Origin of the sequence: Streptomyces sp. NPDC088732 (genome assembly GCF_044751205.1) — a bacterium.
GTDB lineage: Bacteria > Actinomycetota > Actinomycetes > Streptomycetales > Streptomycetaceae > Actinacidiphila.
The window spans coordinates 497,540-519,746 of sequence record NZ_JBIVLI010000003.1; the positions used below are offsets into that span (position 1 = coordinate 497,540).

The 22,207-nt window shown below is 75.4% G+C and carries 2 protein-coding genes; both read left to right on the forward strand.

Annotation, left to right across the window (positions count from 1 at the left end; all coding sequences use genetic code 11):
* Positions 1 to 126 precede the first annotated feature (126 nt).
* The gene (locus ACIP9H_RS07715; RefSeq protein ID WP_401958106.1) at positions 127 to 21,969 is read left to right on the forward strand and encodes a non-ribosomal peptide synthase/polyketide synthase; all 21,843 of its coding nucleotides are present in this window, start codon (positions 127 to 129) and stop codon (positions 21,967 to 21,969) included.
* On the forward strand, positions 21,966 to 22,172 hold the full coding sequence (locus ACIP9H_RS07720) for an MbtH family protein (RefSeq protein ID WP_401582296.1): 207 nt from the start codon (positions 21,966 to 21,968) through the stop codon (positions 22,170 to 22,172). Before ACIP9H_RS07715 ends, ACIP9H_RS07720 begins: the two co-directional genes overlap by 4 nt.
* The last annotated feature ends 35 nt before the right edge of the window (positions 22,173 to 22,207 follow it).

Here is a 22,207-nt window from a genome sequence, read left to right on the forward strand (position 1 = left end):
CCCTGTGAGCTGTGCGGTTCCGCCATCCCGGTGGGGCTATCAAGTTAGGTAATGCTTACCTTAATATGGCGACCGGTCACGACTCGGCCGAGTCGGTTCCGCATGTAAGGGGAGGCACGGGCACCTGTGTCGGGTATCGAAGAACTGACGGCGACGGCAAGGGAATTCTGGCGCGGACGGCTCGTTCCGCTCGCACAGGAGACCGTTCTCCCCGTCGATTTCCCGTATCCGCAGCGGCCCTGCGGCCCCGCCCTGGTCCGCTCCCGCGCGCTGCCCGGCGCCGTGCCGGGCGAGGCGGCCCGCCTCGCCGCGTTCGCCGCCCTCCTGCACCACTACGGGAGCGGCGCCGGCGACATCGTCCTCGCCCACGACGGACTGCCGCTGCGGATCACCGTCGCCGCGGACACCGCCTTCGCCGACCTCACCGCGCACGTCGCCGACGCCGCGGCGCAGGCCCGCGCCCACCGTGTGCCCGTCCGCGCGCTCGCCGGCGAGCTGGGTGCCGGGCCGACCCGCGGCGGCGGACTGCTCTGCACCACCGGTTTCGCCGCGGGCGACTGGGCCGGAGGCCCGCTCGACCTGGAACTGCGGGTGACCGCGGGCGAGGTCCACGCGGCGTACCGGCCCGACCTGTTCGAGGCGGCCACCGTCGACCGCGTGCTCGGCCACTACGCGACGCTGCTCGCGGACGCCGGCGTGCACCCGGACCGGGCCGTCGGCGAACTGCGGCTGCTGGACGAGGCGGAACGCCACCGCGTCCTCCACGCGTGGAACGACACCGACCACGAGGTGCCGCTCGCGACCTGGCCCGCGATGTTCGCCGAGCAGGTCCGCACCCGGCCCGGCGAGACCGCCCTGGTCTTCGAGGACGTCCGGCTCACCTACGCCGAACTCGACGCACGGGCCAACCGCCTGGCCCACGCCCTGATCGCGCGGGGCGCCGGGCCCGAGGCCGTGGTGGCGCTGGCCGTGCCGCGCTCGGCGGAGCTGATCGTCGCCGAGGTGGCGGTGCTCAAGTCGGGCGCCGCCTATCTGCCGGTCGACACCGACTACCCCGCCGACCGCGTCGCCTACATGCTGGCCGACGCCGCGCCGGTCTGCCTGGTCACCACCGCCGACGTGGCCCGGGAACTGCCGGGCGGGGTTCCCGCGCTGGTCCTCGACGCCCCGGGCACCGTCGCCGAACTCGCCGCGCTGCCCGCCCACGGCCCCGACCTCGGCGGGCGGCTGTCCGTCGCGAACGCCGCGTACGTCATCTACACCTCCGGCTCCACGGGCCGTCCCAAGGGCGTCGTGCTCTCCCACGCGGGCGTCGCCAAACTCGTCGCCACCCAGAGCGAGCGGTTCGGCATCGGACCGCACAGCCGGGTGCTCCAGTTCGCCTCCCCCAGCTTCGACGTCGCCTTCTGGGACCTGTGCCTCGGCCTGCTCTCCGGCGGACGGCTGGTCGTCGTGCCCTCCGAACGACGCGTCCCGGGGCCGCCGCTCGCCGACTACGCGAACGCCCACGGCATCACGTTCATGATCCTGCCGCCCGCACTGCTCGCCGCAATGCCCGAGGACGTGCACCTGCCCGCCGAGGCGACGCTGCTCGCCGGCACCGAGCGCGTCTCCCCCGAGCTCGTCGGCCGCTACGCGCGCGGCCGCATGATGTTCAACGCCTACGGACCGACCGAGGCGACCACCAACTCCACGCTCGGGCTGTGCGACTCCGACACCCCGGCCGGGACGATCGTGCCCATCGGCGTGCCCGACCCCGGTACCCGGGCGTACGTGCTGGACGCCCGGCTGCGGCCGGTCGCGGCGGGTGTCGCGGGAGAGCTCTACCTCGGCGGCGCCGGACTCGCCCGCGGCTACCTCGGGCGGCCCGGCCTGACGGCCGAGCGCTTCGTCGCCGACCCCTTCGGCGAACCGGGGGAACGGCTGTACCGCACCGGCGACCTGGTGCGCTGGAAGGCCGACGGGCGGCTGGAGTTCCTCGGCCGCGTCGACAGCCAGGTCAAGATCCGCGGCTTCCGCATCGAGCCGGGCGAGATCGAGTCCGTGCTGCGCTCCCACCCCGCCGTCGCGCAGGCCGCCGTCGTCGTGCGCGAGGACCGGCCCGGCGACCGGCGCCTGGCCGCCTACGTCGTGCCGTCGCTGGACGGCGACGCCGAGGTCGCCGAGTGGAAGGACCTGCACGAACTGCTCTACGCCGCGGCGGGCTCCGAGGGCTTCCAGGAGAACTTCGCGGGCTGGAACAGCATGTACGACGGGCTGCCCATCCCCCTCGCCGACATGCGCGAGTGGCGGGCGGCCACCGTCGAGCGCATCGCCGCGCTCGCACCGCGCCGCGTCCTGGAGATCGGTGTCGGCAGCGGCCTGCTGCTGTCCCGGCTGGCGCCGGGCTGCGAGACCTACTGGGGCACCGACGTCTCCGAGGAGGCGGTCGCCGCGCTGCGCGCGCAGATCCAGGGGGTGCCCGAACTCGCGGGCCGCGTCGAGCTGTCGGCCCGCCCCGCGCACGACACCGCCGGGCTGCCCGAGGGCTTCTTCGACACCGTCGTGATCAACTCCGTCGCCCAGTACTTCCCGGGCGCGGACTACCTGGAGGACGTGCTCCGCAAGGCGGCGGCGCTGCTCGCGCCCGGCGGGACGCTCTTCGTCGGCGACGTCCGCAACCTGCGGCTGCTGCGCACCCTGCGCGCGGCCGTGGAGAGCGACCGCGGCGCCGGCCCCGCCACCGACAAGGAGGCGCTGCGCGCCGCCGTGGACCGGTCGGTGGCGTGGGAGGGCGAACTCCTCGTCGACCCGGACTGGTTCGCGGGCCTGAGCGGCTTCACCGCCGATGTGCGGATCAAGCGGGGCACGCACCACAACGAGCTGACCCGCTACCGCTACGACGTCGTGCTGCGCACTGCGGCGGCCGCCGTTCCCGGCACGGGTGACGAGATCGCGTGGTCCGCCCTGGGCGGCCTCGACGCGCTGGACGCGCAGCTCGCCGCGCGCCCGGAGCGGCTGCGCGTGACCGCCGTGCCCAACGCCCGCCTCGCCGAGGACCTCGACGCCCTCGCCCTGCTCGACGACAGCAGCCGCCGCGGCGCCGAGGGTGTCGATCCGGAGGCACTGCACGAACTCGCCGCACGGCACGGCCTGTCCGCCGCCCTCACCTGGACCGGCGACGCGGACGACGGCAGCGTCGACGCCGTCTTCACCTCCGGCGACGGGTGCGCGGAGCCGCTGTACCGGCCCGGTGGCGGCCGTCCGCCCGCCAACCGCCCGGCCCCGTTCCGCGACGTCTCCGCGCTGATGCGGGCGCTGCGCGCGCACGCCGCCGAGTTCCTGCCCGAGTACATGGTCCCCGCGGCCCTCGTTCCGCTGGACCGGCTGCCGGTGACGCCCAGCGGCAAGCTGGACGGCGCCGCCCTGCCCGTCCCCGACTACGCCGCGCTCAGCTCCGGCCGCGCCCCGCGCGACGCCCGCGAGGAGCTGCTGTGCGGGCTGTACGCACGCGCCCTCGGGGTGCGCTCGGTCACCGTCGACGACGACTTCTTCGCCCTGGGCGGCGACAGCATCGTGGCCATCCAGCTGCTCGTGCTGGCCCGCAAGGCGGGCCTGCGGCTGACCCCGCGCGACGTCTTCCGGCACCGCACGGTCGCGGAGCTCGCGCTCGTCGCCCGGAACGCGGTGGAGGACGCAGGGGACAGCGCCGAGCAGGACACCCCGCTGGTGGAACCGACGGACGCCGAACTCACCGCCCTGCGGGGCGGCCTGCCGGCCGCCGTCGAGGAGGTGCTGCCGCTCGGCCCGCTCCAGGAAGGCTTCTTCTTCCACGCGCTCGTCGACGGCGCCGACCACGACGCCTACGTCGTCCAGCAGGCCGTCGAGCTGTCCGGCCCCGTCGACGGCGCCGCCCTGCGCCGCGCCATGGAACGGCTCCTTCAGCGGCACGCCCCGCTGCGCGCCTGCTTCCGCCAGCTCTCCGACGGGCGGCCGGTCCAGGTCGTCGTCCGGGACCCCGGACTGCCGTGGCGCGAGGTGGACCTGTCCGCGCAGGAGGACGGTGTCCGCCGGGGTCTCGCGGACGCCGTCGCCGCCGACGAGCGCGGCCGCCCCTTCGACCTCGCCCGCCCGCCGCTGCTGCGCTGCGCGCTGGTCCGGCTCGGGGAGGGCCGCAGCCGACTGCTGCTGACGTTCCATCACATCGTCGCGGACGGCTGGTCGCTGCCGGTGCTGCACCGCGAGCTGATGGCCCTGTACGCGGCCGACCCGGAGCCGCTGCCCGAGGTCCCCGCCTACCGGGGCTACCTGCGCCGCATCGCCGGCACCGACCGGGACGCCGCCCGCGCCGCGTGGCGGTCCGCCCTGGCGGGGCTCGACGGCCCGACGCGCCTGGTGGACGTCCCCGCGGACGGCGGGCCCGTCGAGCCCGCGCAGATCCGCGCGGAGCTGTCCGAGCGGGTCACGGCCCGGCTCGCCGCACGGGCGCGGGAACTCGGGGTGACCCTGGGCACGGTCGTACAGGGCGCCTGGGGTCTGCTGCTGGGCCGGCTCACCGGGCAGCAGGACGTCGTCTTCGGCACCACCGTCTCCGGGCGCGACGTCGCCGTCGACGGCATCGCCTCCATGGTCGGCCTGTTCATCAACACCCTGCCGACCCGGCTGACCTGGGACCCGTCCACCGGCCTGGGGGCACTGCTGCGCCGTCTCCAGGACGAGCAGAGCGCGCTGCTGGACCACCAGCACCTGGGGCTCGCCGAGATCCAGCGGGCCGCGGGGCACGCGGGCGGCGGCGAACTCTTCGACACGCTCGTCGTCTTCGAGAACTACCCGGCCGGGACCGGCCTCGCCGACCCCTCGGGCACGGTGCGCGTGACCGGACACGCCTTCCACGACACCGTCCACTATCCGCTCGCGCTCATCGTGAAGCCCGGCCGCCGGATGGACCTGCGCCTCAAGCACCACGCGCGGCGCATCGACGCGGACGCCGTCCGCGCGCTCGCCGCCCGGCTCGTCCTGCTGCTGGAGGCCGTCGCCGACGACCCCGGACAGCTCGTGGGCTCCGTCGAACTGCTCACCCCGCACGAGCGGGACGCGGCCCGGCTCGACGGCGCCGCCCACAAGGTGCCCGCCACCACGCTGCCCGCCGCGATCGCGGCGCGGACCGCCCGCACCCCCGGCGCCACCGCCGTCGTGCACGGCGGCACCACCTTGACATACGCCGAACTCGACGCGCGTGCCGAGGCGCTGGCCGTACGGCTGCGCGCCCGCGGCGCCGGGCCGGAGCGCTTCGTCGCCGTCGCCGTGCCGCGCTCCGCGGAGCTGATGGTCGCGCTGCTCGGCGTCCTGAAGTCCGGCGCGGCCTATCTGCCCGTCGACCTGGACTACCCGGCGGAGCGCGTCGCCTACATGCTCGCCGACTCCGGCGCCGCCACCGTCGTCACCACGGCGGCCGACGCCGCGCGGCTGCCCGAGGTGGCGGGCCTGACACGGCTCCTCGTCGACGCCGTCGACGCCGTCGAGGAGGACACGGAGACCGTCGCGGTCCGGAAGGAGGCCGGGCCGGACGACCCGGCGTACCTGATCTACACCTCCGGCTCCACCGGCCGTCCCAAGGGCGTCGTGGTCACCCACCGCGCCATCGTCAACCGCCTCGCGTGGATGCAGGGCGCGTACGCCCTGACGGCCGACGACCGCGTCCTGCAGAAGACCCCCTCCAGCTTCGACGTCAGTGTGTGGGAGTTCTTCTGGCCGCTGTGCGAGGGCGCCGCCGTCGTCCTCGCCCGGCCGGACGGGCACCGCGATCCCGTGTACCTCGCCGGGCTCGTCCGCGAACAGCGGATCACCACCCTGCACTTCGTGCCCTCCATGCTGGAGGCGTTCCTCAGCACGCCGGAGGTGACCGCCGACGCCTCGTGGGCGGCGGGCCTGCGCCGCGTCCTCAGCAGCGGAGAGGCCCTGCCGGGCGTTGCCGCCGCACGCTGGCTGGCCCTGACCGGAGTGCCGCTGCACAACCTCTACGGGCCCACCGAGGCCGCCGTCGACGTCACCCACCACCCCTTCGACGGCGCCCCGGACACCACCGTGCCCATCGGACGGCCCGTGTGGAACACGGGACTTCGCGTGCTGGACGCCGGCCTGCGCCCCGTGCCGCACGGCGTGCCCGGCGAGCTCTACCTGACCGGTGTGCAGCTCGCCCGCGGCTACCACGGCCGCGCCGCGCTCACCGCGGAGCGGTTCGTCGCCGACCCGTTCGGCGCGCCCGGCGAGCGGATGTACCGCACCGGCGACCTCGTGCGCCGCCGTCCGGACGGGACGGTCGAGTACCTGGGCCGCACCGACCGGCAGGTCAAGCTGCGCGGCAACCGCATCGAGCCCGGCGAGACCGAGGCCGCCCTCGTACGTCTCCCGGAGGTCGCCCAAGCCGCGGTGACGGTGCGCGAGCAGCGCCTCGTCGCGTACGTCGTGCCGCCGCGCGGAACCCGCCCGGACACCGCCGCCCTGCGCGCCGCCGTGGCGGACGTGCTGCCCGCGCCGCTCGTCCCGGACGCCTTCGTCGTGCTCGACGAGCTGCCGCTGACCCCCAGCGGCAAGCTGGACCGAACCGCGCTGCCCGCACCGGAGGCGGAGCGTGCCGCGGCACGCGCGCCGCGCACCGACCGCGAACGGACGCTGACGGAGGTCTTCGCGGCCGTCCTTGGCCTGCCCGACGCCGGCCCCGACGACGACTTCTTCCTCCTCGGCGGCGACAGCATCAGCTCCATCGGCGTGGCCAGCCGCGCCCGCGCCGCCGGCCTCGAACTGACCCCGCGCGACGTCTTCGAGCACCGCACCCCCGCCGCCCTCGCCCTGGCCGCCCGTACCGGCGCCGCGGCCGCGGAGCGCACCGGGCCCCCGCGCCCCGGGCTGACCCCCGAGGAGACCGCGCGCCTGCACGGGCTCGCCGGCGGGGAACCGGCCGGGATCTGGCCGCTCGCCCCCTTGCAGGAGGGCCTGTTCTTCCACTCCGCGTACGACGACAACGCGCTGGACGTCTACACCGTCCACGAGTCCTTCGACTTCGCCGAGCGCCTGGACGAGGACCGGCTGCGCGCCGCCGCCCGCACCCTGCTCGCGCGCAACCCCGGGCTGCGCGCCGGGTTCACCAGTGACGGGCTGCGCCAGCCCGTGCAGTTCATCGTCGACGAGCCCGAGGTACCGCTGGAGACGGTGGACCTGTCGGCGCTGCCCGCCGCCGAGCAGGACGCGCGGCTGAGCGCCTTGATGGACGACGAGCGCACCCGCCGCTTCGACCTGTCGGCGCCGCCCCTGTTCCGCATGCTGCTCGTGCGGCGCGGAGCGGAGCGCGGCGACCGCCTCGTCATCGGCCGCCACCTGATCCTGTGGGACGGCTGGTCCGCCTGGCTCTTCCTCGACCAGCTCTTCGCCCTGTACGCGACGGCCGGCGACGACACCGGGCTGCCGCACCCCGGCTCCTACGGGGACTACCTGGCCTGGCTGGACACCCAGGACGACGCCGCCGCGACGGCCGCCTGGCGCACCGCGCTGGCGGGCCTGGAGGAACCGACCCTGCTCGTCCCGGCCGTGGCCGACGCGGGCCTGGAGCCCGTCGTCCCCGAGCAGCTGGACGCGCCGCTCCCCGCGGAGCTCGGCGACGCGCTGCGCGAGCGGGCCCGGGCCCACGGTCTCACTCTCAACACGGTGCTCAACGCGGCCTGGGGCCTGACCCTGGCCTCCGCAACGGGCCGCACGGACGTCGTCTTCGGCACCACCGTGGCCGGACGCCCGACCGAGGTACCGGACGTGGAGAACGTCATCGGCATGTTCCTCAACACCGTGCCCGCCCGCGTCGCCCTCGACCCGGCGGAGACCGTCCTCGGCCTGCTGCGGCGCATCCAGGGCGAACGCCTGGAACTGATGCCGTACGAGTACCTGGGCCTCGGTGTGCTCCAGGCCGAGACGGGCCACCGGCGGCTGTTCGACACCCTCTTCGTGCTGCGCAACAACGACACCGAGGAGCGGCTGGAACGGCTGCGCACCGAGCACGGCGCCACCGCCGTCGCCAACGTCGACGCCACGCACTACCCGGTCAACCTGATCGTGACGCCGGGCCGGCGCGTCCTCGTCACCCTCGCGCACCGCCCCGACGTCGTCCCGCACGACGCCGCACGCGCGCTGCTGGACCGCTTCGCGCTGCTGCTGGAGCGCATGGCCGAGGACCTGACGGCGCCCGTCGGCCGCCTCGACCCGCTGCTGCCCGCCGAACACGCCGCGCTGGAGCGGGAGTGGGCCCGGAGCCGGGTGCCGGAGCCCACCGAGACGATCGCCGACCTGCTCGCCGCGCAGGCGGCCCGCACCCCGGACGCCACCGCGCTGGTCTTCGGCGACCGCACCCTGGACTACGCGGAGCTGGACGCCGCCGTGAACCGCACGGCCCGGCTGCTGCTCGCCCGCGGCGCGGGACCGGAGAAGGTCGTCGCGCTGGGACTGCCGCGTTCCGCGGAGATGGTCGTGGCCCTGTTCGCGGTGCTGCGCACCGGCGCCGCCTACCTGCCGCTGGAGCTGGACCACCCGGCCGACCGGCTCTCCTTGATGCTGGAGGACGCCCGGCCGCTGCTGCTCCTGACGAACGCCGCCGTCTCCGCGACCCTCGACGCGGGCACCCCGCGCGTGCTCCTCGACGACCCCGCCGTGGCCGCCGAGCTCGCCGCGCGGTCCGACGCCCCGGTCGTCGCGGACTTCAGCCTGGAGCACCCCGCGTACGTCATCTACACCTCCGGCTCCACCGGCCGCCCCAAGGGCGTCGTCACTCCCTACCGGGGTCTGACGAACATGCGGCTCAACCACCAGAAGCAGATCTTCGCCCCGGCGATCGCGGCGGCGGGCGGACGGCGGCTGCGCGTCGCGCACACCGTCTCCTTCGCCTTCGACATGTCGTGGGAGGAGCTGCTGTGGCTGGTCGAGGGCCACGAAGTGCACATTTGCGACGAGGAGTTGCGCCGTGACGCAACGGCGCTGACCGCCTACTGCGAGCGGCACCGCATCGACGTCGTCAACGTCACCCCCACCTACGCGCGCCTGCTCATCGAGGAGGGGCTGCTGGAGGGCCACGTCCCGCCGCTCGTGCTGCTCGGCGGCGAGGCCGTCCCCGAGACGGTCTGGACGCGGCTGCGCGACACCGAGGGCACCTACGGCTACAACCTGTACGGCCCGACCGAGTACACCATCAACACCCTCGGCGGCGGCACCCAGGACAGCGCCACGCCGACCGTGGGCCGCCCCATCCGCGGCACCCGCGCGCACATCCTCGACGCGTGGCTGCGGCCGGTGCCGGACGGCGTCCCCGGCGAGCTGTACATCGCGGGCGTCGGCCTGGCCCGCGGCTACCTGGACCGGCCCGGCCTGACCGCCGAGCGGTTCGTGGCCGATCCCTTCGGGGAGCCGGGCGAGCGCATGTACCGCACCGGCGACCTCGTGCGGCGCAATGCCGATGGCAACCTGGACTTCCTCGGGCGCACCGACGACCAGGTCAAGATCCGCGGCTACCGCGTCGAGCCGGGCGAGATCGAGACCGCCCTCAGCCGGCATCCCCGCGTCTCGCAGGCCGCCGTCGTCGTCCGCGACGACCGGCTGGTCGGCTATGTCGTCCCCGCCGCCGCCGAACCCGCCGAGCGGGAGTCCGCCGAGCGCGCCCAGGTCGGCGAGTGGCAGGAGATCTACTCCGACGAGTACGAGGAGATCTCCACCGCGGTCTTCACCGAGGAGTACGCGGGCTGGGACAGCTCGTACGACGGACTGCCCATCCCCTTCGAGGACATGCACGAGTGGCGCGAGGCCACCCTGGCCCGCATCCGCGAACTGCGGCCCCGCCGCGTCCTGGAGATCGGGGTCGGCTCCGGCCTGCTGCTGTCCCGGCTGGCGCCGGAGGCGGAGGCATACTGGGCCACCGACTTCGCCGCCCCCGTCATCCGCAAGATCGGCGAGGAGCTGAAGCGGGACCCGGAGCTGGCCGCCAAGGTGGAGCTGCGCTGCCGGCCCGCCGACGACCTGGAGGGGCTGCCCTCCGGGTACTTCGACACGATCGTGATCAACTCGGTGGTGCAGTACTTCCCGAGCGCGGCCTACCTGGAGTCGGTCGTCCGCGGCGCCGTGGAACTGCTCGCCCCCGGCGGCGCGCTCTTCGTCGGCGACGTCCGCAACCTGCGGCTCGCCCGCACTTTCCACGCCGAGATCCAGCGGGCCCGCGGCACGGCGGAGGCCGAGTTCGAGCGGGCCGTGGACCGCGCGCTGCGGCTGGAGAAGGAACTCCTGGTCGACCCCGACTTCTTCGCGGGCCTCGGCTACGGCCTCGACCTGCGCACCAAGCGCGGCGTGCACCACAACGAGCTGTCCCGGCACCGCTACGACGCCGTCCTGTACCGGGGCGAGCCCGCGGTGCGGCTGGGCGGCGAACCCGCCACCGCGTGGTCGCCGGACCTCGCCGCGCGGCTGCGCGAGCGGCGTCCCGAGCGGCTGCGCGTCACCGCGGTCCCGGACGGGCGCATCGCACCGGACGGCGTCGATCCCGAGACGCTGCACGACCTGGGCACCGGGCTCGGCTACCGCGTGCTCACCACCTGGGCTGCCGAAGCGGGCTGCTACGAGGCGGTGTTCGTGCCCGCGGACACCGCCGGGACGACCGCCGGGCTGTACCGGCCCGGCGGCGGCAGCGCCCCGTACGCCAACGACCCGGCGGCGGGCCGCGACGCGAGCGCCCTGGTGCGGGTGCTGCGCGAGGACCTGAAGCGGGAACTGCCCGAGTACATGGTCCCGGCGGCCTTCGTGACCCTCGACCGGCTGCCGATGAACGCCAACGGCAAGCTCGACGTGCGGGCGCTGCCGGACGCCGAGCCGGCCGTGGCGCTCGGCGGCGGGCGCGGGCCGCGCACCCCGCAGGAGGAGGTGCTGTGCCGGCTGTTCGCCGAGGTGCTGGGCCTGCCGGCGGTGGGCGCGGAGGACGGCTTCTTCGACCTGGGCGGGCACTCCCTGCTGGCCACCCGCCTGGTGAGCCGGGCCCGCACCGAACTCGGCGCGGAACTGGCCATCCGCGACCTGTTCGAGGCCCCGACACCCGCGCAGCTCGCGCTGCGCGCGGACGCCGGGCGGCCGGCCCGCCCCGCGCTCGCCGCGGCGGCCGGACGGCCGGAACGGGTTCCGCTGTCCGCCGCGCAGCGCCGGCTGTGGCTGGTGGAACGCCTCACCGGGGGCGGCGCGGCGTACAACTTCCCGCTGGTCTTCCGGCTGCGCGGCGCCCTCGACCGTGAGGCGCTGCGGCACGCCCTGCACGACGTGGCGGCGCGGCACGAGGCGCTGCGCACGCTCGTCGGCGAGCACGACGGCGAGCCGTACCAGCGGATCGTGCCCGCGGACGACGCACTGCCCGGGTTCGCCGTGACCGGCGCCGCCGAGGCCGAGCTGCCCGGGCTGATCGAGGCGGCCCAGCGCCGCCCCTTCGACCTGGCCGGACAACTGCCGTTGCGCTGCGAGGTGTTCGCGGTCGCGCCGGACGACCACGTGGTGGCCGTCGTCCTGCACCACATCACCACGGACGAGTGGTCCGACCGCCCGTTCATGGCCGATCTCACGGCCGCCTACACCGCCCGCGCGGCGGGCTCGGCTCCGTCCTGGCAACCGCTGCCCGTGCAGTACGCGGACTACACGCTGTGGCAGGAAGAGCTGCTCGCCGCCGTCGGCGGTCCGCAGCTCGGCTACTGGAGCGAGCGGCTGCGCGACCTGCCCGAGGAGCTGGCACTGCCCCTGGACCGACCGCGCCCGGCCGACCCCGGCGGCGCCGGTGCGATCGTGCGCGGCGAGCTCCCCGCGGATCTCGCCCGGGAGTTGCGGGAGCTGTCCGCCGCGACCGGGACCAGCATGTTCATGCTGTTCCAGGCCGCCACCGCCGCGCTGCTGCACCGGCTCGGCGCGGGCGACGACATCCCGCTCGGCGCGCCCATCGCGGGACGCACCGACAGCGGCCTGGACGACCTCGTCGGCTTCTTCGTCAACACCCTGGTGCTGCGCACCGACCTCTCGGGCGCCGATTTGACGTTCCGTCAGCTGCTCGGCCGGGTACGGGAGTCCGCGCTGGAGGCCTTCGAGCACCAGGACGTGCCCTTCGACCGGGTCGTGGAGGCGGTGAACCCGCCGCGCGCGGCGGGCCGCAACCCGCTGTTCCAGGTGATGCTCGGCTACCACCACCGCCCGGACGGCGACCCCGACGTGTTCGGCCTGCCGACCGAGTGGTTCGACATGGACACCGGCACCGCCAAGTTCGACCTCGACTTCACCTTCGTCGACCACGGCGAAGCCCGCCCGCTCGCCCTGCTGCTGGAGTACGCGACCGACCTCGCCGACGAGGCGACCGCCGCACTGCTCGTCGCACGCCTGGTGCTGCTGCTGCGGCAGGCCGCGGAGCGGCCCGACCGGCCGCTGGCCGAGTTCGACCTGCTGACCGCCGCCGAGCACGAGGCCGCCGCGGGCGCCTGGAACGACACGGCGCGGCACCCGGCCGAGAACCGCGCGGTCCCCGAGATCCTCGCCGGCACCGTCCGGGCGCACCCCGGCCGCACCGCGCTGGTGACCTCCGAGGGCGCGCTGACCTTCCGCGAACTGGGCGACCGCGTCGACGCCCTCGCCGCCCTCCTGCGCCGCCACGGCGCGACGGAGGGAGCCGTGGTGGGCCTGGCCCTCCCGCGGCACGCCATGGTCCCGGCGATCCTCGGCGTGCTCGCCTCCGGCGCCGCCTACCTGCCGCTCGACCCGGCACTCCCGGCCGAGCGTCTGGCGTTCATGCTCCGCGACGCGGCACCGGTGTGCCTGCTGACCACCGCCGGCCTCGCCGAACGCCTCCCGGCCGCGCCGGGCGTCGCACGGCTGCTCCTCGACGGCCCGCTGCCCGAGGGCGAGTCCGCACGACCCGCCGGGTACCCGCCGCTCAGTGCCGCGTACACGATCTACACCTCCGGATCCACCGGCACCCCCAAGGGCGTCGTCGGCACCCACCAGGGCCTGTCCAACCTCTTCGGCGCGCACCTGCGCGACATGATCGAGCCGGCGGTCCTGGCCACCGGCCGGGAGGTCCTGAAGGCCGCGCACACCGCCTCGTTCAGCTTCGACGCCTCCTGGGACCCGCTGCTGTGGCTGCTGGCGGGCCACGAGCTGCACGTCGTGGACGAGACGACGATGACCGACCCGGCCGCGCTGGTCGCCCAACTGGACACACAAGGCGCCGACTACGTGGACCTCACGCCGACCTACCTGGCCGAGCTGATGCACCACGGCTTCCTCGCCCCCGGCGGCCGTGCGCCCGCCGTCCTCACCGTCGGCGGCGAGGCCACCCCGCCCGCCCTCTGGCAGCGGCTGGCGGCCCTCCCCGGCACTGAGGTGCACGACCTCTACGGGCCCACCGAGTGCTCCGTCGACGCCTACGGACGCCACAGCGGTCCCCCGGAGCGGTCCGCGCCACTGGACAACCTGCGCGCATACGTGCTCGACGCGCGCTTGCGCCCGGCACCGCTCGGTGTGCCCGGAGAGCTCTGCCTCGCCGGCGCCGGACTCGCCCGCGGCTACCTCGGCCGCCCTGACCTGACAGCAGAGCGCTTCGTCGCCGACCCCTTCGGGGAGCCCGGCGAGCGCATGTACCGCACCGGCGACCTGGCACGACGCAGGGCCGACGGCTCTGTGGAATACCTCGGCCGCACCGACGACCAGGTCAAGATCCGCGGTTTCCGCGTGGAACCCGGCGAGATCGAGTCCGTACTCGTCGCGGACCCGGGCGTGTCGGCGGCGGCCGTCGTCGTCCGCGAGGACACCCCCGGCGTGCCGCGCCTCGTCGCGTACACCGTTCCCGCCCCCGGCCACGAACCCGATCCGGCCGCGCTGCGCGCCCGTGTCGCCGCCGCGCTGCCCGAGCACATGGTGCCCGCGGCCTTCGTCGGGCTCGCGGCCCTGCCGCGCACCGTCAACGGCAAGCTGGACCGGTCCGCGCTGCCCGCGCCCGACCTGTCGGCGGCCGTCGGCGGCCGGCTGCCCCGCACACCGCGCGAGGAGCTGCTGTGCGAGCAGTTCGCCGCCGTGCTCGGCCTCGAACGGGTGGGCATCGACGACGACTTCTTCGTCCTCGGCGGCCACTCGCTGCTCGCGATGCGTCTGATCAGCCGCATCCGTGCCGTGTTCGGCGCCGAGCTGCCGCTGCGCGCCGTCTTCGACGCGCCGACCGCCGCCGGGCTCGCCGCCCTGCTGGACGGCGGGAGCGCCGTGCAGGGTCCGCCGCTGGTCGCCGCCCGCGCTCTGCCCGAACGGCTGCCGCTCTCCTCGGCCCAGCACCGCCTGTGGCTGCTGCACCAGGTCGACGCCGCCGACCCCTCCTACAACCTCCCGGCCGCCTGGCGGCTGACCGGCGCCCTCGACCGCGCCGCGCTGGAGGAGGCGCTGAACGACCTCGTCGCCCGGCACACCACCCTGCGCACGGTCTTCCCGGCCGTGGACGGCGTGCCGTACCAGCACGTCCTGGCCCCGGAGCGGGCGCGTGCGACGCTCGTCGGCGCCGCTCGGGACGAGCTGCCCGGGATCGCGGCGCGGCCGTTCGACCTGGAGCGTGAACTCCCGCTGCGCGCCGCCCTGTCCGCGACAGGGCCGGACGAGCACGTGCTGCTCCTCGTCCTGCACCACATCGCCACCGACGAGTGGTCGGACCGGGCCCTGCTCACCGACCTCGGCGCGGCCTACGCGGCGCGCGCCGCGGGCCGGGCCCCCGAGTGGGCACCGCTGCCGGTGAGTTACGCCGACTACACGCTCTGGCAGCGCGAGCTGCTGGACCAGTCCGGCGACAGCCTGCTCGCCCATTGGACGGAGACCCTGCGCGACCTGCCCGAGGAACTCGCGCTGCCCACCGACCGGCCGCGTCCCCAGGAGTCCTCGCACGCCGGCGGCACCGTCGGCTTCACCGTCCCGCCCGAGGTGGAACGTGCCCTGCGGGCGCTGGCCCGCCGTGAGGGCGCCAGCATGTTCATGGTTTCGCAGGCCGCCGTCGCCGCCCTGCTGCACCGCCTCGGCGCGGGCGACGACATCCCGCTCGGCTCTCCCGTCTCCGGCCGCGCCGACGAGCGGCTGGAGGACCTGGTCGGCTTCTTCGTCAACTCCCTCGTGCTGCGGACCGATCTGTCCGGCGACCCGGACTTCGCGGAGCTGCTGCGCCGGGTCCGGGCGACCGACCTGGCCGCGTACGAGCACCAGCACCTGCCCTTCGAACGGCTGGTGGAGGCCCTCAACCCGGCCCGCTCCCTCGCCAGGCACCCGCTCTTCCAGGTGATGGTCGTCCACCTCGCCGAGCGCGGCGGCACGCCCGTGCTGCCGGGCCTCACCGTCCGGCCGGAACCGGTCGGCCAGGACACCGCCAAGTTCGACCTCGGCTTCGACTTCGTCGAGCAGGGCGAGGGCAACGGCATCCAGGGCTGGATCGAGTACAGCGCCGACCTCTTCGACCGTCCGACCGCCGAGCTGCTCGCCCGGCGCATGGAACGCCTGCTGGAGCAGGTCGCTGCCGATCCCGGACGGCCGGTGGGCCGCATCGAGACGCTGGACGCGGTGGAGCGCGTCCGGGTGCTGGAGGAGTGGAACGCCACCGCTCACCGCGCGCCCGGGATCACCCTCCCCGAGCTGTTCCGCGCCCAGGCGGCGGCCACCCCGGCCGCGACCGCCCTGCTGGCCAACGGCTCGGCGGTCACCTACGCGGAGCTGGACGCCCGCGTCGAACGCCTCGCCCACGCCCTCGTCGGCGCGGGCGCCGGACCGGAGTCCACAGTGGCCGTGGCGCTGCCGCGCTCGGCCGCCCTCGTCGTCACCCTGCTCGCGGTGCACCGCGCGGGCGGCGCCTATCTGCCGCTCGACACCGGCTACCCGGCGGAGCGGCTGGCGTTCATGCTGGCCGACGCCCGACCGGTGTGCCTGGTGACGGCGGACGGCGTGGCCCTGCCGGACACCGGCGCGCCGCGCCTGCTGGTCGGCACGGACGGCTCGCCCGCGGCCGGCGCCGCCACGGGCCCGCTGCCCGCGGCGTACGACCCGCGCCACCCGGCGTACGTCATCTACACCTCCGGCTCGACCGGCCGCCCCAAGGGCGTCGTCGTGCCGCAGGAGGGCATCGTCAACCGCCTGCTGTGGATGCAGGACGCCTACGGCCTCACGCCGGACGACCGGGTGCTGCAGAAGACGCCGTCGAGCTTCGACGTCTCGGTCTGGGAGTTCTTCTGGCCGCTGATCACCGGTGCGACCCTCGTCGTGGCACGGCCCGAGGGCCACAAGGACCCGGCCTATCTGGCCGAGTTGATCCGGACCCACGGCGTCACGACGGCGCACTTCGTGCCGTCGATGCTGCGGGCCTTCCTCGACGAGCCGGCCGCGGCGGGCGCCACGGGGCTGCGCCGCGTGATGTGCAGCGGCGAGGCGCTGCCCGCGTCGCTCGCCGCCCGCTGCCACGAGGTGCTGGGCGCCGCGGAGTTGCACAACCTCTACGGCCCCACCGAGGCGTCGGTCGACGTCACCGCCCACGCGGTCCCCGCCGGCGCGGCCGCCGTCCCGATCGGGCGGCCGGTGTGGAACACCCGTACCTACGTGCTGGACGCCGGGCTGCGCCCGGTGCCGCCCGGCGTGCCCGGCGAGCTGTACCTCGCCGGCGTCCAGCTGGCGCGCGGCTACCTCGGCCGTCCCGGGCTGACCGCCGAACGCTTCGTCGCCGACCCGTACGGCGGCCCCGGCGAGCGGATGTACCGCACCGGCGACCTGGCCCGCTGGACGGGCGCCGGAGAACTCGCGTACCTGGGCCGGGTCGACGACCAGGTCAAGCTGCGCGGCTTCCGCGTCGAACCCGGCGAGATCGAGGGCGTGCTGACCCACGGGCCGGGCCTCGCACGGGCGGCCGTGGTGCTGCGCGACGAGCGGCTGGTGGCGTACGTCGTGCCCGCCCCGGGGCAGGACGCGGACCCGGCGGCCCTGCGTGCCCACGCGGCCGCCGCGCTGCCGGAGCACATGGTGCCCGCCGCCTTCGTCGTCCTGGACGCCCTGCCGCTCACACCCAACGGCAAGCTCGACCGCGCGGCGCTGCCCGCGCCGGACTTCGCCGCCGAGGTCACCGCGACACAGCCGCGCACGCCGCGCGAGGCCCGGATGTGCGAGCTCGTCGCCGATGTCCTCGGCCTCGAACGCGTCGGCGCGGACGACGACTTCTTCCGGCTGGGCGGCGACAGCATCGTCGCGATGCAGCTCGTCGTCCGGGCCCGTGCGGCGGGCCTGACGATCACCCCCCGCGACGTCTTCCGGCACAAGACGGCGGCCGGCCTGGCCGCGGCCGCCGTGGACACCGTCCGGCAGGAGGCCGCGGACACGACCGCGCTGCTGCCGGACCTCACCGACGCCGAACGTGCCGAACTCGCCGGGACCGGAGGTACGGAGGCGCTGCCGCTCTCCCCGCTCCAGGCCGGCCTGCTCTTCCACGCCTCCTTCGACTCCGGGGACCGGGGCCCCGACGTCTACACCGTCCAGGTGTCGTACGACATCGAGGGCCCGGTCGACGCCGAACGGCTGCGCGCCGCCGGGCAGGCGCTGCTCGACCGGCACGAGTCCCTGCGCGCGGGCTTCCGCTACCTCGCCTCGGGCCGTCCGGTGGCCGTCGTGCCGCGCTCGGTGCCACTGCCGTGGCGCCAGGTGAACACCGCGGCCGACGGCGCGGAGTGGGAGCGCCTGCTGCTCCAGGAACGGCGCCGCTTCGACCCGGCCGAACCGCCGCTGCTGCGGCTGCTGCTGGCCAGGACGGACGACGGCGGCCACCGCCTGGTGCTGTCGCACCAGCACCTGCTGCTGGACGGCTGGTCCGTGCCCCGCCTGATGGCGGAGCTGACCGCCCTCTACGACGGGAGCGCCCCGCCCGCCACCGCCCCCTACCGCGACTACCTCGGCTGGCTGGCCCGGCAGGACACCGGGGCCTCCGCCGCCGCCTGGGCCGCGGCCCTGGACGGGCTGGAGGAGCCCACGCACCTGGTGCCGGCCGACGTCAACCGGGCCCCGGTCGTGCCGAGCACCCACGTCGTCGAGGCCGGCGAGCGGCTGACCGAGGCGCTCGGCGCGCTCGCCCGCCGCCGCGGTCTGACCGTCAACACCCTGGTGCAGGCCGCCTGGGCGATCGTGCTGTCCCGGCTCACCGGACGCGACGACGTCGTGTTCGGAGCGACGGTGGCCGGCCGGCCGCCGGAGCTGGACGGCGTCGAGTCGATGATCGGCCTGTTCATCAACACCGTGCCCGTCCGTGTCCGGCTGCGCCCGCAGGAACCGGTCGGCGCCCTCCTCGACCGCCTCCAGGACGAGCAGGCGCGGCTCCTCCCCCACCAGTACCTGGGCCTGGCCGACATCCAGCGCGGCGCCGGTCTCGGGGACCTCTTCGACACGCTGATGGTCTTCGAGTCCTACCCGGTCGCGGACGACGGCGAGGAGACGGGCCTGCGCCTGTCGGTGCGCGAGCACGAGGACTCCACGCACTACCCGTTCGCCTGGGCCGTCGAGCCCGGTGAACGCCTGCGGCTGACGGCCGAGTTCCGGCCCGACCTGTTCACCCCGGCCGCGGCCGGACGGACGGCCTCGGCCGTGCTCGCCGTCCTGGAGGCGATGGCGGACGACCCCGGCACCGCCGTCGGACGCCTGGACATCCTCGGCGACGCCGACCGGCGCACGCTGCTGGAGACCTGGAACGACACGGCCCTGCTCGCGGCGACGGCGGACGCCACCGTCCCCGCCCTGTTCGCCGCGCAGGCCGCCGCCTCCCCGGACGCGGTCGCCGTCACCGACAAGGCGGTGACGTGGACGTTCGCCGAACTCGCCGCCCGGACCAGCCGGCTGGCCCGTGTGCTGGCGGGCGCGGGCGCCGGTCCCGAGGGCATCGTGGCACTGGCGCTGCCGCGCACCGCCGACCACATCACGGCGATCCTGGCCGTGATGACGGCGGGCGCCGCCTATCTGCCGCTCGACGCCGACCTGCCCGCCGACCGTGTGCGCGACATGCTGGCCGACGCCCGGCCGCGGCTGATCCTCACCACGGACGCCCTGGCCGGCTCCCTGCCGGACACCGCCGTCCCGGTGCTGAGCCTCGACGCCCTCGACGGGCTGCCCGAGGCGGAGCCGCAGGCCCCCGCCCCGGACCACCCCGCGTACGTCATCCACACCTCGGGCTCGACCGGCCGGCCCAAGGGCGTCGTCGTCACGCAGCGCGCCCTGGCCAACCTGTTCCACAGCCACCGCCACGACCTCCACGACCGCGCCAAGGAGCTGACCGGCCGACGCCACCTGCGGGTGGGCCACGCCTGGTCGTTCTCCTTCGACGCCTCCTGGCAGCCGCAGTTGTGGCTGCTGGACGGGCACGCGCTGCACATCGTGGACGACGAGACGCGCCGCGACGCCGAGCTCCTCGCCGCCCTGATCCGGGACGAGGCGCTGGACTTCATCGAAGTGACCCCCTCCCTGCTGGCGCAGATGGCGGACGCGGGCCTGATCCAGGGCGGCCACTGCCCGCTGGCGGTGGTCGGTGTCGGCGGCGAGGCCGTGCCGGACGCCCTCTGGTCCCGGCTGGCCGCGCTGGAGTCGACCGAGGCGTTCAACCTGTACGGTCCCACCGAGGCCACCGTCGACGCCCTCGTCGCCCGCGTCGCCGGCAGCGGCCGCCCGGTCGTCGGCCGCGCGGTCCACAACGCGCGGGCGTACGTCCTGGACGGCTCGCTGCGCCTGGTGCCGCCCGGCGTCACCGGCGAGCTGTACCTGTCCGGCGCCGGCCTCGCCCGCGGCTACCTCGGCCGCCCCGACCTGACGGCCGAGCGCTTCGTCGCCGACCCGTACGGCCCGCCGGGCGCCCGGATGTACCGCACCGGCGACCTCGCGCGGTGGACCGAGGAGGGGCAGCTGGAGTACACCGGCCGTTCCGACGACCAGGTCAAGATCCGCGGCTACCGGATCGAACTCGCCGAGGTCGAGCGGGCCCTGGCCGGACACGACGCGGTCGGCCAGGTCGTCGTCACCGCCCGCGAGGACCGTCCGCGGGTCCGGCAGCTGGTCGGCTACGTCGTCCCCGCCGAGGGCCGCGGCGCCGATCCCGCCGCCCTGCGGGCCCATGTGGCGGCGACGCTGCCCGAGTACATGGTCCCGGCGGCCGTGGTCGTGCTGGACGCCCTGCCGCTGCTGTCCAACGGCAAGCTGGACCGCAAGGCGCTGCCCGCCCCGGACTTCACCGCCGGCACGGGCGGCCGCAAGCCGCAGACCGGCACCGAACGCACCCTGTGCGGGATCGTCGCCGAGGTGCTGGGCCTGCCGGCCGGGGCCGTCGGCACAGACGACGACTTCTTCGCCCTGGGCGGCGACAGCATCGTCGCCATGCAGTTCGTCAGCCGGGCCCGCGCGGCCGGGCTGCGGATCACCCCGCGCCAGGTGTTCCAGCTCCGCGACGCGGCCTCGCTGGCGGAGGCCGCGATCCCGCTCGCCGGGGACGAGTCGGCCCGCACGCACGACGACGGCACGGGCCTGGTCCCGCTCACCCCGATCATGCACGCCCTGCGCGAGCGCGGCGGCCCCATCTGGGGCTACCACCAGGCCGCCCTGCTGCGGACCCCGGCGGACCTGGACGAGAAGGGGCTGCTGGCCGTGCTGCGGGCCGTCGCCGACCGGCACGACATGCTGCGCGCTCGGCTGGAGCGCACCCGCACCGAGTCGTGCTCCACGGGCGGGGCCGATGAGCGGTGGGCGCTGCGCGTGCCCGCGCCCGGCAGCGTGGACGTGGCGTCCTGGCTCGCCCGCGCCGACGTCGCCGGGGCGGACGACACGGGGCTGCGCGAGGCGATCGCCGCCCACGCGGTCACCGCCCGGGCCGGACTCGACCCGGACACCGGCGACATGGTGCGCGCGGTGTGGTTCGACGCCGGGCCGGGACAGCCGGGCCGCCTGCTGCTGCTCCTCCACCACCTCGTGGTCGACGGTGTGACCTGGCGCATCCTGCTCCCCGACCTCGCTGCCGCCTGGGAGGCCGTGGCCGCGGGCCGCACCCCCGACCTGCCGCCGGTGGACATCTCCTTCCGCCGCTGGTCGGAACTGCTCGCCGCCCGCGCCCAGGACCCGTCCCGCGAGGACGAACTGCCCTGGTGGGCCTCGGTCCTCGCGGACGGCGCGGGGCTGCCGCTGGCCCGCCCGCTCGACACCGCACGGGACACCGTCGAGAGCACCCGCTACCTGTCCCTGACCCTGCCCGCCGACGTCACCGAACCGCTGCTCGGCCGGGTGCCCGCCGCGTACGGGGCGAGCGTCAACGACGTCCTGCTGACCGCGTTCGCGCAGGCCGTGGCGGACTGGCGGACCCGCGTCCTGGGCGCGGCGCCCGGCAGCGCGGTCCTGGTCGACCTCGAAGGGCACGGCCGCGAGGAGGAACTGGCCGGCAACGCCGACCTGTCCCGCACCGTCGGCTGGTTCACCAGCGTCGTCCCCGTCCGCCTCGACCCGGGCGCGGCGGGGCTCGACCCGGAGGAGTCCGTCGCCCGGGTCCGCGAGCACCTGACCGCCCTCCCGGCCGCGGGCGTCGGGCACGGCCTGCTGCGGCACCTCAACCCGGTCACGGGTCCCGAGCTGGCACGCCTGGCCGAACCGCAGATCGAGTTCAACTACATGGGCCGCTTCGACGTCCCCGAGGCCGCCGACTGGTCGTACGCCCCCGAGGGCGACGCCGCCGATCTCGACGCCGACCCCGGGATGCCCATGTCCCACGCCCTCACCCTCAACGCCCTGACCGAGGACCGCCCCGGCGGCCCCGAGCTGGGCGCCCACTGGGCCTACGCCGGCGAACTCCTCACGGAGGAGGCCGTCCTGGATCTGGCACACACCTGGTTCCGGGCTCTCCGGGCCCTGGTCACACGGAAGGAATCCACCCGATGAGCAGCAACCCCTTCGAGAACGCCGACGGCGTCTACTCCGTCCTGGTCAACGCCGAGGGCCAGCACAGCCTGTGGCCCGACTTCGTCGACGTCCCCGCGGGCTGGACGGTCGCCCACGGACCGGCGGCCCGGCAGGAGTGCCTGGAGTACGTCGAGACCCACTGGACGGACCTGCGCCCGAAGAGCCTCGTCGAGGGAGCCTGACCGCACACGCCCGGACGCGAGGGGCCGGCCCGCAC

Coding starts and splice junctions, on each gene's coding strand:
- ACIP9H_RS07720 (WP_401582296.1), top strand. CDS start 21,966: ATGAGCAGCAACCCCTTCGAGAACGCCGACGGCGTCTACTCCGTCCTG.